This window comes from Paraburkholderia caffeinitolerans (assembly GCF_902859945.1).
In the GTDB taxonomy this organism is placed as follows: Bacteria; Pseudomonadota; Gammaproteobacteria; order Burkholderiales; family Burkholderiaceae; genus Paraburkholderia; species Paraburkholderia caffeinitolerans.
The window spans coordinates 144,019-163,668 of sequence record NZ_CADIKL010000010.1 but is presented as its reverse complement, the minus strand read 5'-3'; the positions used below and the strand labels follow the sequence as shown (position 1 = coordinate 163,668).

General features: G+C 63.8%; 14 protein-coding genes. 10 read left to right on the top strand and 4 right to left on the bottom strand.

The features are described 5' to 3' along the window. Positions 1-185: 185 nt before the first annotated feature. The 6 genes from HV773_RS12730 to HV773_RS12705 all read left to right on the top strand — a co-directional run bounded on the left by HV773_RS12730 (position 186) and on the right by HV773_RS12705 (position 10,777). The gene (locus HV773_RS12730; RefSeq protein ID WP_129564097.1) at positions 186-2,171 is read left to right on the top strand and encodes an alkyl/aryl-sulfatase; all 1,986 of its coding nucleotides are present in this window, start codon (positions 186-188) and stop codon (positions 2,169-2,171) included. 348 nt (positions 2,172-2,519) lie between these two features. After that, on the top strand, positions 2,520-4,469 hold the full coding sequence (locus tag HV773_RS12725; protein ID WP_227875449.1) for an SPFH domain-containing protein: 1,950 nt from the start codon (positions 2,520-2,522) through the stop codon (positions 4,467-4,469). A 40-nt stretch (positions 4,470-4,509) separates the two neighbouring features. Further along, positions 4,510-5,580 carry a protease modulator HflC gene (gene hflC / locus HV773_RS12720; protein ID WP_129564098.1) on the top strand — a complete coding sequence of 357 codons (1,071 nt, stop codon included), beginning with the start codon at positions 4,510-4,512 and terminating at the stop codon, positions 5,578-5,580. Next, complete coding sequence (locus HV773_RS12715) at positions 5,577-6,719, top strand: SPFH domain-containing protein (protein ID WP_129564099.1); 1,143 nt, start codon at positions 5,577-5,579, stop codon at positions 6,717-6,719. The genes hflC and HV773_RS12715 overlap by 4 nt, the downstream gene beginning before the upstream one ends. Continuing rightward, positions 6,716-8,758 (top strand): heavy metal translocating P-type ATPase, encoded by a 2,043-nt coding sequence (locus HV773_RS12710; protein ID WP_227875450.1) that lies wholly within the window; start codon positions 6,716-6,718, stop codon positions 8,756-8,758. The genes HV773_RS12715 and HV773_RS12710 overlap by 4 nt, the downstream gene beginning before the upstream one ends. A 51-nt stretch (positions 8,759-8,809) precedes the next feature. Then, the gene (locus HV773_RS12705) at positions 8,810-10,777 is read left to right on the top strand and encodes an alkyl/aryl-sulfatase (protein WP_129564100.1); all 1,968 of its coding nucleotides are present in this window, start codon (positions 8,810-8,812) and stop codon (positions 10,775-10,777) included. A 52-nt stretch (positions 10,778-10,829) separates the two neighbouring features. On the opposite strand, the gene HV773_RS12700 is transcribed toward HV773_RS12705, so the two are convergent. The 4 genes from HV773_RS12700 to HV773_RS12685 all read right to left on the bottom strand — a co-directional run bounded on the left by HV773_RS12700 (position 10,830) and on the right by HV773_RS12685 (position 14,394). Then, positions 10,830-12,323, bottom strand: coding sequence for a sensor domain-containing diguanylate cyclase (locus tag HV773_RS12700; protein WP_129564101.1), 1,494 nt, complete (start codon positions 12,321-12,323; stop codon positions 10,830-10,832). A 194-nt stretch (positions 12,324-12,517) separates the two neighbouring features. Continuing rightward, positions 12,518-13,018, bottom strand: coding sequence for a hypothetical protein (locus HV773_RS12695; protein ID WP_129564102.1), 501 nt, complete (start codon positions 13,016-13,018; stop codon positions 12,518-12,520). 109 nt (positions 13,019-13,127) lie between these two features. Continuing rightward, the gene (locus HV773_RS12690; protein ID WP_129564103.1) at positions 13,128-13,616 is read right to left on the bottom strand and encodes a hypothetical protein; all 489 of its coding nucleotides are present in this window, start codon (positions 13,614-13,616) and stop codon (positions 13,128-13,130) included. Between the two features lie 4 nt (positions 13,617-13,620). Continuing rightward, a complete protein-coding gene (locus tag HV773_RS12685) occupies positions 13,621-14,394 on the bottom strand; it encodes a DUF2092 domain-containing protein (protein ID WP_129564104.1) in 774 nt (257 codons plus the stop codon). Between the two features lie 443 nt (positions 14,395-14,837). On the opposite strand from HV773_RS12685, the gene HV773_RS12680 reads away from it, so the two are divergent. The 4 genes from HV773_RS12680 to HV773_RS12665 all read left to right on the top strand — a co-directional run bounded on the left by HV773_RS12680 (position 14,838) and on the right by HV773_RS12665 (position 19,596). Beyond that, entirely contained in the window at positions 14,838-15,185 is a 348-nt protein-coding gene (locus tag HV773_RS12680; RefSeq protein WP_246282275.1) for a response regulator, read from the top strand. 139 nt (positions 15,186-15,324) lie between these two features. Continuing rightward, on the top strand, positions 15,325-17,004 hold the full coding sequence (locus tag HV773_RS12675) for an arylsulfatase (RefSeq protein WP_129564106.1): 1,680 nt from the start codon (positions 15,325-15,327) through the stop codon (positions 17,002-17,004). Between the two features lie 117 nt (positions 17,005-17,121). Continuing rightward, positions 17,122-18,198 (top strand): HAD family hydrolase, encoded by a 1,077-nt coding sequence (locus HV773_RS12670; RefSeq protein ID WP_129564107.1) that lies wholly within the window; start codon positions 17,122-17,124, stop codon positions 18,196-18,198. Positions 18,199-18,417: 219 nt separating this feature from the next. Further along, positions 18,418-19,596, top strand: a complete 1,179-nt coding sequence (locus HV773_RS12665; RefSeq protein ID WP_227875451.1) for an anaerobic sulfatase maturase — start codon at positions 18,418-18,420, stop codon at positions 19,594-19,596. The last annotated feature ends 54 nt before the right edge of the window (positions 19,597-19,650 follow it).

Genomic DNA, 19,650 nt, shown 5'->3' with positions numbered 1-19,650 from the left:
GATTCCCTACGTTGGAGTGACATTCGCCCTTCTATCGTAAGCTTGCTGTTATATTTCTGCGCCGATCGATATTCAAATGTCGACCGGCGCTATTTTCGTCTGACGCCGTGCATCACCAGAAACCACAAAAAGGAACACTAATAGTGCGTAAAGTTACTTCGGAGTTGTTTGGTCTCGGGATTCTCATGCTGAGCGTTCCCTTCGCTGCTGTTGCTCAACAGGCTGACAACTACTCGTTCACGGCGGATTCCAAGGCCGCGACCAGCTTCACGCGCGACGCAAACAAGGCTGTCTACAACCAGCTCGATTTCAACAACAAGACCGCCTTCGAGGACTCCCGCAAGGGCTTGATCGCACCGCTCGCCAACAACGGCGTCATCGATGGCGGCGTGTTCAACGCCCCCGGCCTGAACTTCATGCAGGACAAGCAGGCGCCCGAATCCGTCAATCCGAGCCTGTGGCGCCATGCCCAACTGGCCAACTACGGCGGCCTGTTCAAGGTCACGGACCACATCTACCAGGTGCGCGGCCAGGATCTCTCGAACCTCACCATCATCGAAACGAAGACCGGCATCGTGCTCTACGACGTCGAGTACTCGCCCAAGGCGCTGGCCGCATCGATCGCGCTGTACGAACAGCATCGCGGCAAGAAGCCCCTGCGCGGCGTAATTATTTCGCATAGCCACGCCGACCACTTCGGCGGCATCGACGGCATCTACGCAGCAGGCCTCGCCAAGCCCGAAGACTTCAAGAGCGGCAAGATTCCGCTGATCGCACCGCAAGGCTTCCTGGAAGAAGCGGTTGCCGAGAACGTGAGCGCCGGCAACATCATGGTCCGCCGTGCCAGCTATCAGTACGGCAACGTGCTCCAGCCGGGCGAGCGCGGCATCATCACCGGCGCGCTGGGACCGGCGCTGGCGAACGACAATTCGGGCCTGCCGATACCCAACAAGTCGATCACTAAGGACGGCGAGAAGGTCACCATCGACGGCGTGGACTTCGTGTTCTACCTCGCGCCGCAATCCGAAGCGCCTTCGGAAATGGTCATGTACATCCCGCAATGGAAGGCGCTCTCGATGGCCGAGGATGTCAACCACCTTCAGCACAACATTTACACGCTGCGCGGTGCGCAAACGCGCGATGCGAAGGTGTGGGCCAAGTACATCGGCGAAGCCGTGGCGCGTTGGGGCGGCGACGCGCAAGTCCAGTTCGGCCCGCACACCTGGCCGGTCTGGGGCAACCAGAACGTGGTCGAGTACCTGAAGAACCAGCGCGACGTGTACCAGTCGCTGTACGACACGACCCTGCGCTATGCCAACTACGGCTATCGCCCGGACGATATCGCCGAGCACGCGCAATTGCCGAAGGCGGTCTTCAACCAGTGGGACAACCGCCCGTACTACGGCAACACGCGCAACAACCTGAAGTCGACCTACGTGCGCAATCTGGGCTGGTACGACGGCAACGCCACGGAGCTCGCGCGCTACCCGGATGCGGAGCGCGGCAAGCGCTATGTCGAAGCGATGGGCGGCGAGCAGAAGGTGCTCGACGCAGCATTGGCGAGCTTCAAGAAGGGCGACTACCGCTTCGCGGTCGACCTGCTCAACAACATCGTTGCCTATGACGGCAACAACAAGGACGCGAACTACCTGATGGCCGACGCGTTCGAGCAGTTGGGCTACCAGGAAGAGAACGCGCTGTACCGTAACTGGTACCTGGGCGCGGCGGTCGAACTGCGCAAGGGCGGCATTACTTCGAACGGCCTGAGCACGACCTCGCCGGAAGTGATCGCGGCGCTGCCGCCCGAGCTGTTCGTCAACTACCTGGGCATGCTGGTCGACCAGATCAAGGCCGAAAAGGCCGGCAACGCGACGATCAACCTGAAGCTCAGCAGCGGCGCGAAGTTCGCACTGGATCTGCATAACGGCGTGCTCAACCGCGTGCCTGACTTCCAGGCGCCGAAGGCCGACGCCACGCTGGAAATTTCGCAGGCGGATCTGCTGGCTTTCGCTTCGGGCAAGTCGTCGCTCGACGAACTGGAAAGCGCGGGCAAGGCGAAGATCACCGGCGACAAGGCCGCTGTTGGCAAGCTCAACGGCATCTTCGCGCTGAATCTGAAGAACAACATGAATCTCGTGTTGCCGCTGCAGCCGGAAAACCGCGTGAAGTAAAGCGTTAAACGTTCGCTAGCTGGCAGCGCGCCAGCGCCGGTTCGGGCCAGCCGAAGCGCTTTGAGTCTTCGGCTGGCCCTTTCGCATTCTGGCTATCAGAGCCGCTTTTCTGCCCGCTTTTTCTCGCGATACGGACTCTTTGCACCAGAGGGCAGCGGGTTTTGCCCCGAACCCCTATGGCGACCCCCCGCCATCGGGACGACACTCGCCCTTAATTCGTAAGCCTGCTTTCAATGAGCGACAGCCAGTCGCCGGCATCGGCTCGCGCGTCACCAGCCCATTCAATGTTGTCCCATTTGTTTCAAGCGTTCGATATCCAGGGGAGTGCCGATTCGGAGGGCATGCTGCATGCAGCGTGAAGCTACCGATACGGCGGGTTCGTACCAGCACGCGTCCCGCATGCTTGCGCAGATTGCCTATGCCGGCTTCGCGCTGGCCATTGCATTTGCCGCTGTCGCCTGCTGGCGCGCCACGCGGGCGGATTTCCGCTGGCTCGCACCGATTGCGGCAGCCGCGCTGAACGTCGCGCTGGTTGCGGCGGGCGCCTGCCGCGATACCGCGCAAGGCGGACGCGCGAGCGCGCAAGCGGGCCCTGTTCTGGAAGGCGATGCCGGGCGCGAGACATGGTGGCGCGCCGCGGGCGGTTTCGCGCTGGCGGGTCTGCTGCGCGGGACATGGTGGCGTACCGTGGGTGGTTTCGCGCTGACGCGCTTGCGTGCGATTCGCTGGTGGCCCTGGTGCGTGCTCGCGGGGGCCGCGCTGTCGCTGCTGCTGTGCGCCGCCACCTGGTTGGTGTTCGACAAGCGTGCGCTTGCGAGCGAGCCGCTGGCCTCGCGCATTGCCGCGCTGGCCTGCGTGGCCACCCTGGTGCTGGCGTTTGTGACGCTCGTGGGCGAGCGCTTTTTCGTTGCGCGTGCAACTGAAAGTCATGCGTACGGCGTGCTGGCCGGCGCATTGCGCGTCGCGCTCGGCACCATGCTCGGCGGCGCGGCGTGCGCCGCGCTCGATGCGTGGGCGCGCGTCGATGCGCGCTGGCTGGCTTTCGCTGCCGCGCTGCTGCCCGCAGCTATTGCGTGCGAGTGGATATTGCGCGTCGTGGTCTCATGGTTCATGCCGCCGCGCGCGCTCGCCGCGCGCACGTGGTTTGTGGACAGCGCGATCGCGCAACTGCTGGTGCGCCCGCCGCTCTCGCCCGCCGAGATCAGCGCTTCGCTGCGCGCGCGTTACGGCATCGACTTGCGCCAGAGCTGGGTGATTCACAGCACGCTGCGCATGCTGCCGCTCTGGTGCGTGGCGGTGGTGACGCTCGCGTGGCTGCTGAGCGGCGTGACGATACTCCAGCCCGACCAGCGCGCGGTGTCGGAGCGCTTCGGCGCGCCGGTCGCGGTGTGGCAGCCCGGTCTTCACGTGGGCTTGCCTTGGCCGTTCGGGCGCGCGCGCGTGATCGACAACGGCGCGGTCCATCAAATCGTGGTGTCCGATGTCACGACCGAGGCGCGCGTTGGTGCAGCGCCGCTCATCGCGGCGGACGCCCGCACGCCCGAGCAGCTCGATCGCCTTTGGGACGTCGCTCACCCGTGGGAAACCAACCAGGTGATCGCGGGCGGCGATGCGCAGCATCAGAACTTCGAAGTCGTCAGTGCCGATGTGCGGCTCGACTACCGCATCGGGCCCGGCGACGCAGCGGCGCGCGCCGCGCTCTACCGCGCGTCCGACGTGGCCGCCACGGTGCGCGCAATCGCCGATCGCGAAGTGGTCCGCTATCTCGCTTCACATACGCTCGATGCGCTCATCGAAGCGCGCCAGACCGTGATTGCCGAGCAGTTGCGCCGCACGGTGCAGCAGCAGCTCGATGCGTTTGGCCTCGGCATCGACGTGGTGGCGGTGGTGATCGAAAGCGTGCATCCGCCTGCTGGAGCCTCGGCGGCGTGGCATGGCGTGCAGGCGGCGCAGATCCGCGCGGCCGCGAGCGTCGCGCAGGCGCGCGGGCTGGCGGCGGGGCTCGTCGGCGAAGCCCAGCAGACGGCGCTGTCCACAGTGGACACAGCCAAAGGTAGCGCCGCCGAAACGTTGTCCGCCGCGCGCGTCCAGCAGACCACCTTTGCCGCCGATGTGTCGGCAGCGCAAGCGGGCGGGCGCGCATTCGCGTTCGAGTATTACCTGCGCAACCTCACGAAGGGGCTGCAGAACGCCAACCTGACGGTCATCGACGACCGCCTCGTGACGGGCAACCGCGCGACCATCGACCTGCGTTCATATAACGCGGGCGATGCGGCGGGCGCAAAGCGGCTGTACTGAGCTGTACTGAAGAACCACGCCAACCCCTGTGGAGCAAACGTTGAGCAGTTCACATCATCATCATCACCACGGTCATGCGGGGCACGCGCACGGTCATCACCACCATCATCACCATGGCGATGAAGGGGCGAGCGGCGATGGCAAGGGATTCGTGCGCCGCGCGGTGCTCGCGGTGCTTTGCGTCGCGATTGCTATCGCGATCGCGAGCTTCGTGCAGGTGCGCGAGGGCGAGGCGGCGGTGGTGACGCGCTTTGGCGAGCCGGTGCGCGTGGTGCTCGACCCGGGGCTCGCGTGGCGGCTGCCCGCGCCCATCGAGGCCACGGTGCCCGTGGACCTGCGCCTGCATACGACGTCGAGCGGCCTGCAGGACGTGGGTACGCGCGACGGGTTGCGGATTCTCGTGCAGGCTTGGGTGGCCTGGCGCGTGCCCGCCGACAAGGCCGACGTGAACCATTTCGTGCGCGCCGTGCGCAACGAGCCCGATGAAGCTGCACGCCAGATCCGCTCGCTGCTCGGCTCCGCGTTGCAGACCACGACCTCGGGCTTCGAGCTTGCCTCGCTCGTCAACACCAACGCCAAGGACGTGAAGATCGAGGCGTACGAAGACGAGTTGCGCAAGCAGATCGACGCCCAGCTTTATGCGACCTATGGCGTGCACGCCGTGCAAGTCGGGCTCGAACGGCTGACGCTGCCGGCGGCCACTTTGTCCGCGACGGTCGAGCGTATGCGCGCCGAGCGCGAGACGGTGGCGGCCGAACGCACCGCCGAAGGCAAGCGCGAGGCTGCGCAGATCCGCTCCGATGCGGATCGCGACGCGCGCATTGCGGTGGCCGACGCCAATGCGCAGGCCGCCGGCATCGAAGCGGATTCGCGCCGCGACGCCGCCGCGATCTACGGCAAGAGCTATGCGGGCAACCCGCAGCTTTATACGATGCTGCGCTCGCTCGATACGCTATCTACTGTCGTGAATGCGAATACGAATCTCATCGTGCGCACCGACGCCGCGCCGTTTCGCGTGCTCGTGCAGGGGCCGGCCGGCCTCGATGCGGGGACCGGGGCGAGCGCCAAATCCGCCTCGCACGCGAGCGCGAAGGCGCACGCCAAGCCATGAGCGCCGCCACGCTTCCTTCCCGGCCCAACCCTACGCCCAGTCCCGGCGTGCAGGCGGTGCGCATCGTGTTCTGGTTCGTGACCGTGCTCGCCGTGGTGGCTGCGGCCGCATGGAGCGTCTCGAACGTCCGCCGTGTGCCGGCGGACAGCCAGGCCGTGGTGATGCGCTTTGGCAAGTTCGTGCGCGTGCATGGTGCGGGCCTGCTGCTCGCGTGGCCGCGCCCGTTCGAAACTGTCGTGCTGCTGCCTGGGTCCGCGCGCGTGCTCGAGCAGCGCATTGCCTCGCTCGATCGCGATGCGCGCGCCCGCGCGCTCGACCCCACCCCCAACGCGCCTTCGGCCGATGCATCGCAGGCCGGCGACGACATGTCGTCGTGGGGCTTTCATCCCGATGCCGCGATGGGCACCAACGGCACGCCGTTCTCGGACGCGCTCGCAGGCTCGGGCTATGTGCTCACGGGCGACGCTGCCGTCGTGCAACTCGCGGCCACGCTGTACTACCGCGTGAGCTCGCCCTATGAATACGCGGTGCAGCAGCCGCTGCTCGCCGCTGCGCTCGAACGCATCACGGCGTCCGCCGTGGCGCAGGTGAGCGCGTCGCGCGACCTCGACGCGATTCTCGTCGCGCGCCCTGAACTGCTGGCAGCGGACGCGCAGATGACCGAGCAGCGCGAGCATCTGCGCGTCGACATCGCGCAAGCGGTGGAGCGCCAGTTGCGCTCGCTCGAAGCGCGTGGCGCGGGCCTCGGCATCGAGGTATCGCGCGTCGATGTGCAGGCCAACGTGCCGGCAGCGGCGGTGGATGCCTTCAACTCGGTGCTGAACGCGTTGCAGAGCGCGCAACGCAATATCGCCGACGCGCGCACCGCCGCCGAGACCACGCGCCAGGATGCGCAGCAGCATGCCGACCAGGTCTTGCAAAACGCAAGAGCCAACGCGACCGAGCGCGTGTCGAAGGCCCAAGAGCAGACGCAAACTATTTCGCAGCTCGAAGCATCGCTCGACGCGAACAGCGACCAAGGGCTGCTCGCGCGCGCATACCGCGACCGCATCGAGCAGATTCTCGCGAAGGCGGGCCGCGTGACCACGATCGACCCCTATGACACGTCGAGTCTCGTACTTCCAGGAAAGGCGCAATGAACGCGAACGCCGATTCGTTCCAGCCGGCTGCCGCTGAGATGCATCACGCCATGCATGCAGGCGATGAAGCCGCCCACGCGCACGATGCGTCGCCGGCGAACCTGGCGCAGGCGCCGGGAATCGCGCTCGCGCCGGACGAGCGCCGCGCCATTTCGCGGCGCATCGTGCTGGCGCTCGCCGCAGCGGCGCTGCTGTTGCTGTCGTGCGGCTGGCGCTTTTTCGCGACCCAGGGCGCCGCGCTGGCCGACGTGCTCGCGGGGCTCGCCTCGCTGCTGGTGGCGGGACCGGTCTTCGCGGGCGCCTGGCACAGCCTGAAGTTCCCGAGCCTGCATGGTGTGACGGACCGGCTGATCGCATTGGCCATGCTCGCGGCGTGGGCCACCGGCGACATGGTGACCGCCGCGCTGCTGCCGGTCGTGATGACCTTCGGCCACGCGCTCGAAGAGCGCAGCGTGCTGGGTTCGCAAGAAGCCATTCGCGCGCTCTCGCGCCTCGCGGCCATTCATGCGAGACGCGTGAAACCGGACGGCACGGTGGAAGACGTGCCGGCCGAAGCGCTCGCGTGCGGGGACTTGCTCGAAGTCGCGGCCGGCGCGCGGATTCCTGCTGACGGCGTGGTCATGTCGGGCCATTCCGCCGTCGACAACAGCCCGATTACCGGCGAGTCGCTGCCCGTGGAAGTCGCCACGGGCGACACGGTCTACGGCGGCGCGATGAACGTCGACGGCGCGCTGCGCGTGGAAGTCACGCGCGTGGGCGAGCAGTCGACGCTGGGCCGCATCGTCGAATTGCTTGCGCATGCCGAGCGGGTCAAGCCGCCTATCACCGAGGCGCTCGAACGCTACATGGGCGGCTATCTCGCACTCGTGCTGCTGGTGGCGGCGCTCGTGTGGTTCACGTCGGCGAATTCGGGGGCCATGCTCGCGGTCATCGTGGCGGCGTGCCCGTGCGCGCTCGTGCTCGCCGCGCCGGCGACAGCCATCGCGGGCATCGCGGTGGGCGCGCGTCACGGCCTGCTGCTGCGCAATGCGGCGTTTCTCGATCGCGTGGCCGATCTCGATGCGCTCGTGGTCGACAAGACCGGCACGCTCACGCATGGCGAACTGCGCGTGGTCGACGTCGTGCTGCGGCCCGGCGCGGATGCCGCGCGTGCCAGCGCGCTCGCCGCGCACTTGAGCCGTGGCAGCGCGCACCCCGTGAGCCGGGCGCTGCAACGCTACGCAGCCGAGCAGGGCGTTCATTCGTCGAGCGAGGAAGCGGTGCGCGAACTGCGCGGGCTCGGCGTGGTGTCGCAGACCGAGCAGGGCTTCGCGGTGCTGGGGCGCGAGGCGCTCCTGCGTGAGCACGTTCAGGATCTTGGCGGCGCGCTGCCCGATCACGACGGACCGCTCGCGGGTGTCGCGCTCGACGGCAAGCTGCTCGCGTGGTTCGCCTTCGCGGATGCGCTGCGCCCCGATGCCGCCGAAGCGCTCGCGCAATTGCGCGAACTGGGGCTTACGCGCCAGACGCTCTTGACCGGCGACCGCGAGGCCGTCGCGCGCAGCGTGGCGGCGGAGCTCGGCATCGAACAGGTGATTGCGGGCGCGCTGCCGCAGGACAAGCTCGCGTTCGTCGAGCAGGAGCTCGCCGCTGGCCGCCGGCCGCTCGTGGTCGGCGACGGCGTGAACGACGTGCTCGCGATCAAGGCGGGCGCGACGAGCATCGCAATCGGCGGACGCGGCGTGGACATTGCGGTGGCCGCCGCCGACGTCGTGCTGCTCGGCGACGACCTGCGCCGCATTCCCGCCTGCCTGAAGCTTGGACGCCGCTGCCGGCGCACGGCCACCGTCAATGCCGTGTTCGGCGTGGCGTGGACCGCCGCCGTGATCGCCATTGCGGCAGTGGGCGCGCTCGACGCGGTGTGGATCGCCGTGTTGCACAACATCGGCACGTTCATCGTGCTTGCCAATGCCGGCAGGCTGCTTCGATTTTCGGAAACGGACAGCGAGCGTTCGGTTGCTTCTCCTGCCGCTCAGCCGGAACTTGTTGGTCGCCCGTAACAGGACTTTAGAAAAACGTCGTTGTTTTTTGCTCAACCCAAGAGGAATACTATGAAATCCCGCCTGCTTATCCCGCTTGCCGCCATTCCCCTTTGCGTCGGCATGGTGTTTGCCGCCGAAGCCACGAAGGATGCCACGCCCACGACGGCCCAGGCCAACGCCGATCTGCTCAAGACGCTGCCGATGAGCGATCGCAAGGACTACGAAGACTCCAAGCGCGGCTTTATCGCCACGCTACCGAACATGAACGTCAAGGGCGCCGACGGCAGGACCGTGTGGACGCTAGATGGCTATCAGTTCCTTCAGGGCAAGGACGCACCGCCCACGGTCAACCCGAGCCTGTGGCGCAACGCGCAGCTCAACATGGACAACGGCCTGTTCAAGGTCACGGACGGCGTTTACCAGATTCGCGGCTTCGACCTGTCTGTCATGTCGATCGTCGAGACGGATCACGGCGTGATCGTGATCGACCCGCTGATCTCCACGGAAATGTCCAAGGCGGGCCTCGACCTTTACTACCAGCATCGCCCGAAGAAGCCCGTGGTTGCCGTGATCTACTCGCATAGCCACATTGACCACTACGGCGGCGTGAGGGGCGTGGTGAACGAAGCCGACGTGAAGTCGGGCAAGGTGAAGATTTACGCGCCGGACGGCTTCCTTGAAGAAGCCGTGAGCGAAAACGTGTTCGCCGGCAACGCCATGAGCCGCCGCGCGATTTACATGTACGGCGCGCTGCTGCCGCGAGACGCGAAGGGGCAGATTGACGGCGGCCTCGGCAAGACCACGTCTCTCGGCACGGTCACGCTGATTCCTCCGACCGACATCATCAAGAAGACCGGCGAGAAGCGCACCATCGACGGGCTCGAAGTGGTGTTCCAGATGGCCCCTGGCACGGAAGCGCCGGCCGAGATGCTGTTCTATTTCCCGAAGTACCACGCGCTGTGCGCGGCGGAAGACGCAACCCACACGCTGCACAACCTCTACACGCTGCGCGGCGCCCAGGTGCGCGACGCGAACAAGTGGTGGCAGGCGCTGAACACGACGATCGACATGTTCGGCCCGCAAGTGCAGGTGGTGTTCGCCTCGCACCACTGGCCGACGTGGGATAACGCGTACATCAACGACTACCTGAAGAAGCAGCGCGACACGTACAAGTACATTCACGACCAGTCGCTGCGCCTGATCAACATGGGTTACACCATGGACGAAATCGGCGACATGGTGAAGCTGCCGAAGAGCCTCGATGACAAGTGGTACAACCATGGCTACTACGGCACCGTGGTTCACGACGCCAAGGCCGTCTATCAGCGCTATATGGGCTGGTACAGCGGCAACCCGGCCGACCTGCACCCGCTGCCGCCGGTGGAAACGGCGAAGAACACGATGGACTTCATGGGCGGCGTGCCGGCCGTCATCAAGAAGTCGCGTGACGCCTATGCCAAGGGCGATTACCGTTGGGTCGCTCAGGTCATGAACATGGCTGTCTATGCCGAACCGAACAACCAGGAAGCCAAGAATCTCGAAGCCGACGCGCTCGAGCAACTCGGCTACCAGTCGGAAGCCGGCCCGTGGCGCGACGTGTACCTGATGGGTGCGTATGAATTGCGCAACGGCATTCCGAAGGCTCCGGCGGTGCAGACGGCGAGCCCGGACACGATCCGCGCCATGACGCCGGAAATGGCGCTGGAGTTCCTCTCCATGCATATCGACGGCGACAAGGCCGACGGCAAGAACATCACGGTCAACTGGGTGTTCCCGGACCTGCACAAGCAATATGCCGTGAGCCTCGAAAATTCGGTGCTCGTCTATAACGAAGGCAAGCTCAATCCGAAGGCCGATGTCACGCTGACCATGCCGAAGGACAGTCTCGACAACATCATGTTGCACACGACGAATCTGGACAAGGAAGTGGCGGCAGGCCGCGCGAAGGTCGATGGCGATCGCGCCAAGATTTCGGAACTGCTTTCGCTGACCGATCAGTTCAACCCGCTGTTCCCGATCGTTACGCCGCGTCCGTAACAGACTGGGTCGGGCATCGGCCGCGTGGTTTGCGGCCGATGCCATTTAGCCGTTAACTGTTGTCGATGTCCGACGGCATCGAATTCGAAGCCACCCGATCGCGGCCCTCCGCCTTCGCGGCATAGAGCGCCTCGTCCGCCTCGCGCATCAATGCGTTGCCGTCGCTGTCCAGCGACGGCACGCGCGTGGCCACGCCGATGCTCACCGTGACTTTGCCGCTGGCATTGTCCGCGTGTGGAATATCGCAACGGCGCACCGCCTCGCCAATCTCCTCTGCTATTTCGATGGCCGCGTGCAACGGCGTGCGTGGCAGCACGGCCATGAAAACCTCGCCGTCGTAGCGGCCCGCCGTGCCGCCGGATTGGCGCAGCGCGCGCGTAATCACGCGGCCGACGGTAGAGAGCGTCTCGTCGCCGGCGAGGCGTCCGTAGCGATCGTGGTAGGCCTCGAAGTAATCCACGTCGATGAAGAGCACCGCGAGTTCGGTATTTTCGCGCGCTGCCTGGGTCCACTCGCTGGCGACCGTGTCGTCGAGCGCGCGACGGTTGGGCAAGTGGGTCAGCGGATCGGTCTTGATGGCGCGCTCCAATTCTTCTTCTGCTTGCACGCGCCTGCGCTGCTGCCGGATCAGCATGACCGCCAGCATGAAACACCCCGCGCCGAAGCCGGCCGTCAGGACGCCAACTTGCATGGCGCGCCGCCGCCAGTCCGCGAACATGTCCATGCCCGAGGCGCTCACGACGATCAATAGCGGTGCTGCCGAGATGAACCGATAGTGGTAGAGCCGCGCGCCCGCGGTTACGTCCGAATAGTCGACGAAATCGCCGCCGGGATGCACGATGAAATGCCGGAACACGTCCGCATGGCCAAAGCCGAGATCTCCGCGGACGAACGCATTGCGCATGATCGGCACGCCGTCGTCGCGCAGCACGGCAATGCCGCCTTGCGTGCCCGGCGCGAGATCGGCGAATAGCTGATTGAAGTAGCCGATGTTGATGGCGACGAGCGCGACGCCGGCGAAACGGCCGTCCGCTGCGGAAAGCCTGCGGCTCAATGCGATGGTTCGCGCGCCATCGAGCAGGCATGAGCGAAATGGCGCGCTTATTTGAACGCTTGGCTGAGGGCTCTTGCTGTGAAGTTTGAAAAAGGGCTCATCGGCGAGGCCGACATGGCAGGCCAGAGAATCGGCCGAGTCTTGCACGATGTTGCCGGCAGCATCCATCACCATCGCTTGCGCGAGCTTGCCCGGTGCGGCGGCGCTTTCTGTCGCGACGAAGCGCGCCAGACAGGTATGCATGGCAGGCGTTTCGATTGCCGGCATGGAGGCGTCGAGCGTTTGCAACGCGCGCGTGCAAGCGGAAATGTCGCGCTCAATAATGCGCGATGCGAGCAACACGAGCGTGCGGTTCGCATCGCGCGCATGCTCGAGCGCGGCGCGGCGGCTCTCGTAAAGCAGTTCGGCGCGCACCGCCACGACGAGCGCCGTGGCGATTGCGGCAGCGAGAAGGGCGGTGGCGGCCATGCCGGACCAGCGCGGTGTCTTCATGCGGAAAAGCGCTTTATCGATGAAGCAAAAAAAAGCCCGCACAAAGCGGGCTAATGGTTCGAGGAGACGCGAGGAGTGCGGAACCACCCTCACGGCAAATCATAGGTTCTGTGTGGAGCGACGCATAGCTATCAATATGGACAGGGAGGAGGGGCGAGTCCATGTGCCGATGCGGGCTAGCGTTGTTCCGGCGCTTATCGGATCGGGCCGAGGAACATCTTCTTGAGCCGGCCCTCGCCCAGCGCCCGCGCGAGTTCCGCGATCACGCAATAGTTGAAGATCAGCACCAGCAGCAGGATCTGCACGGCCCAGAAGCGCGGCCAGTTTATTTCCGTGAGCAGCAGATGATTGGCGGCGGCGAAGCCGTGCGCTTCCTTCCAGTAGTCGTAGAGCCGCTCGAGATAATGGATCACCAGCGCGACGAGCGTGTACATCAGCGTTTTCCAGGAAACGTTCCAGACGAGTGGTTTCTCGGGAAAACGGTTGATGAAAGGCAGCATGTCCGCGAGCAGCACGGCCTTGCCGAGAATCAGCGAGGCCAGCAGGATCGAAGCCGTGGTGGGCAGTTCGATGCCGGTTCCCTTGACCATCAGCGAGCGGATCAGCGAGACGATATGCAGGATGACGAAGAAAAAGATCGTCGGCGGAAGCACCTTCAGGAATTCTTCTTTGATCTTTTCTGTTACATGGCTCATGGTGTGCTCCGTCGGCGGCGATATTCGCAAACGCGCCGTTGCGCGAGCCACGGCCCGCGCAACGGCGTTCACCCGCGCGCGGTGCGCGGGTGGCTACAGGGGCGGGCGATCAGTACGGCGAATTGACCACAACGTACTGCGATCCCTGCGGCTGGTACCAGGTGCTGCCGCATTGCTGGTAGACCATCCCGCCGTAGTTCACCGGCACGCAGTTCGACGGCACCGAGCGGACGATGGAGCCGACCACAGCCGACGTGACGGCGACCGTTGCCGTCACGGCGGCAGCGGTGGCGACCGGGTGATAGTCGTTGTCCCAGCCGCCGTGATAGCCGCCGTTTGCGTTCACGTTGACGTTGCGATTCACGTTCACGTTGTTCACGCTGGTGTTGCGAACGTTGTTCGTGCGTACGTCTGCGCGGCGCGAGTTGTTGTTGACCTGGGCTCGGCCACCACCGCCGCCGCCACCGCCGCGCTGGACATGCGCGCCGCCGCCGCCGCCGGGCCTTGCGTTAGCAAGCGGCGCAACGGTCAGGGCGACGCTCGCTGCGAGCGCCGTGACGAGGAGACGGGAGGGAATTTGCCTGATAGCGTTCTTCATGGGCTTACCCCTTATTCTTGACGGGAACGAGTTCGATCTTCTTCGCCCCTGCCGGCGGCCGGAACGTGAATTCGGCATCCTTGAAGCCGGCGTTCGTCGACCAGTCGAGAACCGAAACGGATTGCGGCCGTGCGTCGTCGTCACGTCGCGTGATCACGATCTTGTACGGCAGCGGCTTCGCGCCCGCGCCGATCCAGACCTGCCAGTCGATGTTCTTCTGGCGGAATGCGTAGTGATCGCACAGCGTGTTGCCGATATAGTCCTGGCCCGCATACATTGCCGATTCGAACTGGTCGGTCGACGCCTTGGGCGTGCCCCACTCGAACAGATCGGACAGCGGGAGTTCCACGCCGTAGTTCTCGCTAAGCTTGCCGATCAGATCGTTGATCGTGCCGTCGAACGCGACCGTCGAGTAGTACTTCTGTGCCGGCGTGTAGAGCGTGACGTCCTTACCGTTGAAGACGATCTCGCGCTCGTTGCGCGCGCTCGACAGATCGGCACGAATCTTGTTCGGGCGGTCGACGTCGATCTCGGCCTTCGCGTTGTGCTGCAGCTTCTGGCCGTCTTCCAGCACGCGCTCGCCGGTGAGGTGGGTCGTGACGCTAAAGCGCTTGAGCGACTGGAGGTAAGCGCCCATCTTCTGCAGCGCGGCGACCGCGTCAGGGTCGACCGGATGGGTGGTGGCACTAGCCGCGACCGGCGCGGACGCCTGCGCGAAAACATGCGGCGAGACAAGCGTCGCGGCCAGCATGAGCATGCATGAAACTCTTCTCTTCATCGTTATCTCCCGGCGTGTGAACGAGAAGCCTCACAAAAATGTGAAAGCGCTGACGCAGCACGCGCGTAGCGTTATTGAGCAGCGCACTTGCACTGCGTAATGTAATGGCCGTATTAGGGAAAGGGAAGGTGTCTGCCCGATATTGCCCAAAGGGGAAATAAGTTTGCCCCGAATCCCTATGGAGGGAAGCGCGTATCTGCGCCACGCTGAGCGGGATTTAAGCCATCCAGTTCGCGTATTAACAAAATTACTCAAATGCAACTGAATCGCAATTAAAAAGGGGTGAGTGGAATCGGGCGTGCCCGCATGCTTCCTTTTGCCCCTCGGTGACGTCGGGTTTCCCTGACTCCCTATGGCGCTGCGCGCGCATCTGTTCAACACTCATCAAAGAGGCTATGCGGGATCTATGTGGGCAGCGCATGGATGATAAGCGGGAATTGATCGTGATTGTCGAGGACGATTCCGGCCTGCGGCGCGCTGTCGAGCGCTTGCTCCGGCTATCGGGTTTTCGCACGCGCTCGTTCCACAGCGCGGAGGACAGTAATGTCTTCGAATTCGCCAGCGAAGCGCGCTGTCTCGTCATCGACGTGCAGTTGCCCGGCATTTCGGGGCCGGCGTTCTATGGAACCTTGCATTTGCCACGGCCGCCCGCCGTATTCATGACGGCATACGACGGAGTGCGTATGCGCCGCGCCATTGAAAACGCCGGAGCGCATACGGTGCTGACGAAGCCGTTTCTTGGTGATGCGTTGATCAAAGAGATTCTGAAGGCAACCGGATCACCCCATTAAAAATTGGCGCGATGCGCGATGCGCGATGCATGCGATGCGCCGTGAATAACATTGAAATCCCATTCATTCTCTTCGAGGAAGTTCGAATCGAAGAGGATGGCAAGTCAACTTTAATTCGAGCGATACCTAGGGGTAGTGTATGAAATCTGAATCACGGCTGTGGCGGTTCGCCACGAAGCGGGCGCCGTTCGCGCTGGCCGCAGCGGGCCTGCTGGCTTTGGCGATAAACGGCAACGCGCAGAAGGAAACGCAGCAGAACGCGCACCCGAACATCGTGCTGATCGTGGCCGACGATGTGGGCTGGGGCGATATCGGCGTGTATGGCGGCGGCGAAGGGCGCGGCGCGGCAACGCCGAATCTCGACCGCCTGGCCGACGAAGGCATGACCTTCTTCGACTTCTACGGTCAGCCGAGCTGCACGCCGGGTCGCGCCGCGATTCAGACGGGCCGCAATCCGAACCGCAGCGGCATGACCACGGTGGCGTTCCAGGGCCAGGGCGGAGGCTTGCCGCATGCCGAATGGACGCTGGCATCGGTCCTGAAGCAGGCGAAGTACAACACGTACTTCACGGGCAAGTGGCACCTCGGCGAATCGGATTACGCGCTGCCTAATGCGCAAGGCTATGACGACATGAAATATGTCGGCCTGTATCACCTGAACGCCTACACGTACACGGACCCGAAGTGGTTCCCCGACATGGACGACAAGACCCGCGCGATGTTCGCGAAGGTCACGCGAGGCATGCTTTCGGGCAAGGCTGGCCAGAAGCCGCATGAAGACTTCAAGCTCAATGGCGAATATGTGAATACGCCGGAGAAGGGCGTGGTCGGCATTCCGTTCGTGGACCGATACATCGAGAAGGCGGGCCTCGAGGATATCGACGATGCGGCGAAGAAGGGGCAGCCTTTCTTCATCAACATCAACTTCATGAAGGTCCACCAGCCCAACATGCCCGATCCGGATTACATCGGCAAGTCGGAGGCGAAGACCAAGTTTGGCGATTCGATGGTCGAGCTTGACGCGCGCGTCGGGCGCATCATGGCCAAGCTGCGCGAGAAAGGGCTCGACAAGAATACGCTCGTGATCTTCACGACCGATAACGGCGCATGGCAGGACGTTTATCCGGACGCGGGCTACACGCCGTTCCGCGGCACCAAGGGCACCGACCGTGAAGGCGGCGCACGCGTGCCGTGCATTGCCTGGTGGCCGGGCAAGATCAAGCCGCATCAGCGCAACTACGACATTCTCGGCGGCCTTGATTTCATGGCCACGTTCGCCAAGCTCGGCGGCGTTGCGCTGCCGAAGAACGACCGTGAAGGCAAGCCCATTATTTTCGACAGCTACGATATGACGCCGGTGCTGTTCGGCACGGGTAAGGCCGGTCGTAACGAGTGGTTCTACTTCACCGAGAACGAACTCACGCCGGGCGCGGTGCGCATTGGCCGCTTCAAGGCCGTATTCAATTTGCGCGGCGATGGCGGCGAGGCGACGGGCGGTCTCGCAGTGGATTCCAACCTCGGCTGGAAGGGGCCGGATAGCTACGTGGCGACGGTGCCGCAACTGTTCGACCTGTATCAGGATCCGCAGGAGCGCTACGACATCTTCATGAACAACTTCACCGAGCACACCTGGACGCTTCCGGCGTTCGGCGCAGCGGTCAAGGACCTCATGAAGACGTATGTCCAGTATCCGCCGCGCAAGGCTCAGAGCGAAGGATACGCGGGTCCGATCACGCTCACTCAGTACGAGCGTTTCCAGTATATTCGCGACGGTCTCGCGAAGAATGGCTTTAACATTCCCATGCCCAGCGGGAATTGATGCATTGAGCCATAGCGAATTACGCTAAGGTTGCGGACTACCGGACGGTGTCGCTTATGCGGCATGTTCCGGTTGTCCGCATTTTCTTTTGTGTAACCCCGAATAAACGGATTCACGATGCACGACAGTCAGCTTGCTAAACGTTCGCGCGGCACGATGCTGCGCCTGGCAGGAATCGCGCTTAGCGCGTGCTTCGCGCTCGGCGCTTGTGCCAGCCATGAGCCTCAGGCGTCGTCGCAGCCGATTTCAGCCAGTACGCCCACTGCAGCGGCCTTGCCTTCGTGGCAGGACAGCGCGGCGCGCGCCGCCGTGCTCAAGTTCGTCGCCGACGTAACGAAACAGGGCTCGTCCACCTATGTGCCGCCCGAGGCGCGCATCGCCGTGTTCGACAACGACGGCACGCTGTGGAGCGAGCAGCCGATGCCGTTCCAGGTGTTGTTCATGATCGACCAGCTCAAGGCGGCGGCGCCCCATCATCCGGAATGGAAGAACAACCCGGCCTTCAAGGCGCTGATGGCGCACGACAACGCCGCGCTCGCCAAGAATCAGAATGCGCTGCTGCAATTGCTCGAAACGGCCAACAGCGGCATGACCACCGACGAATACGACGAGTCGATCCGCAAGTGGCTCGCGAGCGCGAAGCACCCCACGCTAGGCAAGCCTTATACGGATCTCGTCTATCAGCCTCAACTCGAACTGCTTGACCTGCTGAAGGCGAATGGCTTCACGGTCTGGATCGTGTCGGGCGGCACTGCGGAGTTCATGCGCGTATGGGCGAGCGAGGCCTATGGCATTCCGCCTGAGCACATGGTGGGCACCGAGGAAAAGCTCAAGTACGAAGTGCGTGATGGCAAGCCGGTACTGGTTCGCCAAACTGGCTTCGACTTCATCGACGACAAGGCCGGCAAGCCCGTGGGCATTTTCCGCGCGATCGGCCGCCGTCCGATTCTCGCGTTCGGCAACTCCGATGGCGATCGCGAGATGCTCGAATACACGACCGGAGGCTCCGGTCCTTCGCTCGGCCTGCTGCTTCATCACGACGATGCGGCGCGTGAATTCGCGTACGACCGCAAGGCGGGATCGGCGTCGCTCGACAAAGCCTGGGACGAAGCGCAGGCGCATGGCTGGGTCGTCGTCAGCATGAAGCAGGACTGGAAGACGGTTTATCCCGCACTGAAGACTAGCGGGCAATAAACGTACAGTAATAGGGCAGTAATCGCGGAACACAACCCAGGGTAGCATGACGGCCATTGGCCGAAATGCCCTGGGTGGCGTGCAATGGTATTGAATAGCTGGGGACTTGAGATGCGCGAAAATGGTGAAGCGGCGGTTGAGGTACCTGTGACCTTTTTCGCGGAACATCCAGCCGGGCCCGAACCGGTAGCGCCCGCGCAAAAAGGGCGTTTTCATGCAATGGCCAAGCCGATTGGCTCGACCTGCAATATCGACTGCACGTACTGCTATTACCTGCACAAGGAGCATTTGCTCGAACAGCATCGCGGGCGCCGCATGGGGCCCACGACGCTCGAACGCTATATCCGGCAATACATCGAAGCGCAAAACGGCGACGAGGTTATTTTCTCGTGGCAGGGCGGTGAGCCGACCATGCTCGGCCTCGACTTCTTTCGCGACATCGTCGAGATTCAGAAGCGCTATACGCCGCCGGGCCGGCGCATTTCGAACGATCTCCAGACCAATGGCACGCTGCTGGACGACGCCTGGTGCACGTTCCTGAAGGAAAACGACTTTCTGGTGGGCCTGAGCATCGACGGCCCGCGTGAACTGCACGACGCGATGCGCGTGGACCGCAAGGGCCGCCCGACGTTCGACAATGTGATGCGCGGCGCCGGCCTGTTGCGCCAGCACGGCGTGCAATTCAACACGCTGACGGTCGTGAACCGGATCAACGCGAAACGGCCTGTGGACGTTTATCGTTTCCTGCGCAACGAACTCGGCTCGACCTATATGCAGTTCATTCCTTGCGTCGAGCCCAAGGATTTTCGCAGCGTGGCCCCGCAGCATTGGCCCGAGAACGGCCAGCCCCTGTTGGGAAGTAGCGCGGCGAAACCCGGTAATGACGACTCGGTGGTGACCGATTGGTCGGTCGACCCAGACGACTGGGGCTACTTCCTCTCGCGAACCTTCGACGAGTGGTACAAGAAGGACGTGGGGCGAGTGCTCGTCAATCTGTTCGAGACCGCGGTGGTGCAGACGATGGGCATGCCGGCGCAAACCTGCATTACCGCCGAGTTTTGCGGCAAGGCGCTCGCTATCGAGCACGACGGCGAAGTGTACTCGTGCGATCACTATGTTTACCCCGACTACGCGCTGGGCAACATTGGCGACACGCACCTTGGCGAAATGGCGTTTTCAGCCCGTCAGCAGAAGTTCGGTTACGCCAAGCGCGATGCATTGCCGGCGTATTGCCGCCAATGCAAGCACCTGAAGCTTTGCTGGGGCGAGTGTCCGAAGAACCGCTTCATTCGGAGTCCGGAAGGAGAGCCGGGGCTCAATTATTTGTGCTCGGGCATCCGCCGCTTTCACGATCACGCGGGGCCGACGCTCCGTCAACTGGCCGCGCGTTCGGCCTGAGGCAGGGGAAGTATGAGAGATGCGAGACGCGCGCGGCGTCTCGCATGGAGCCGG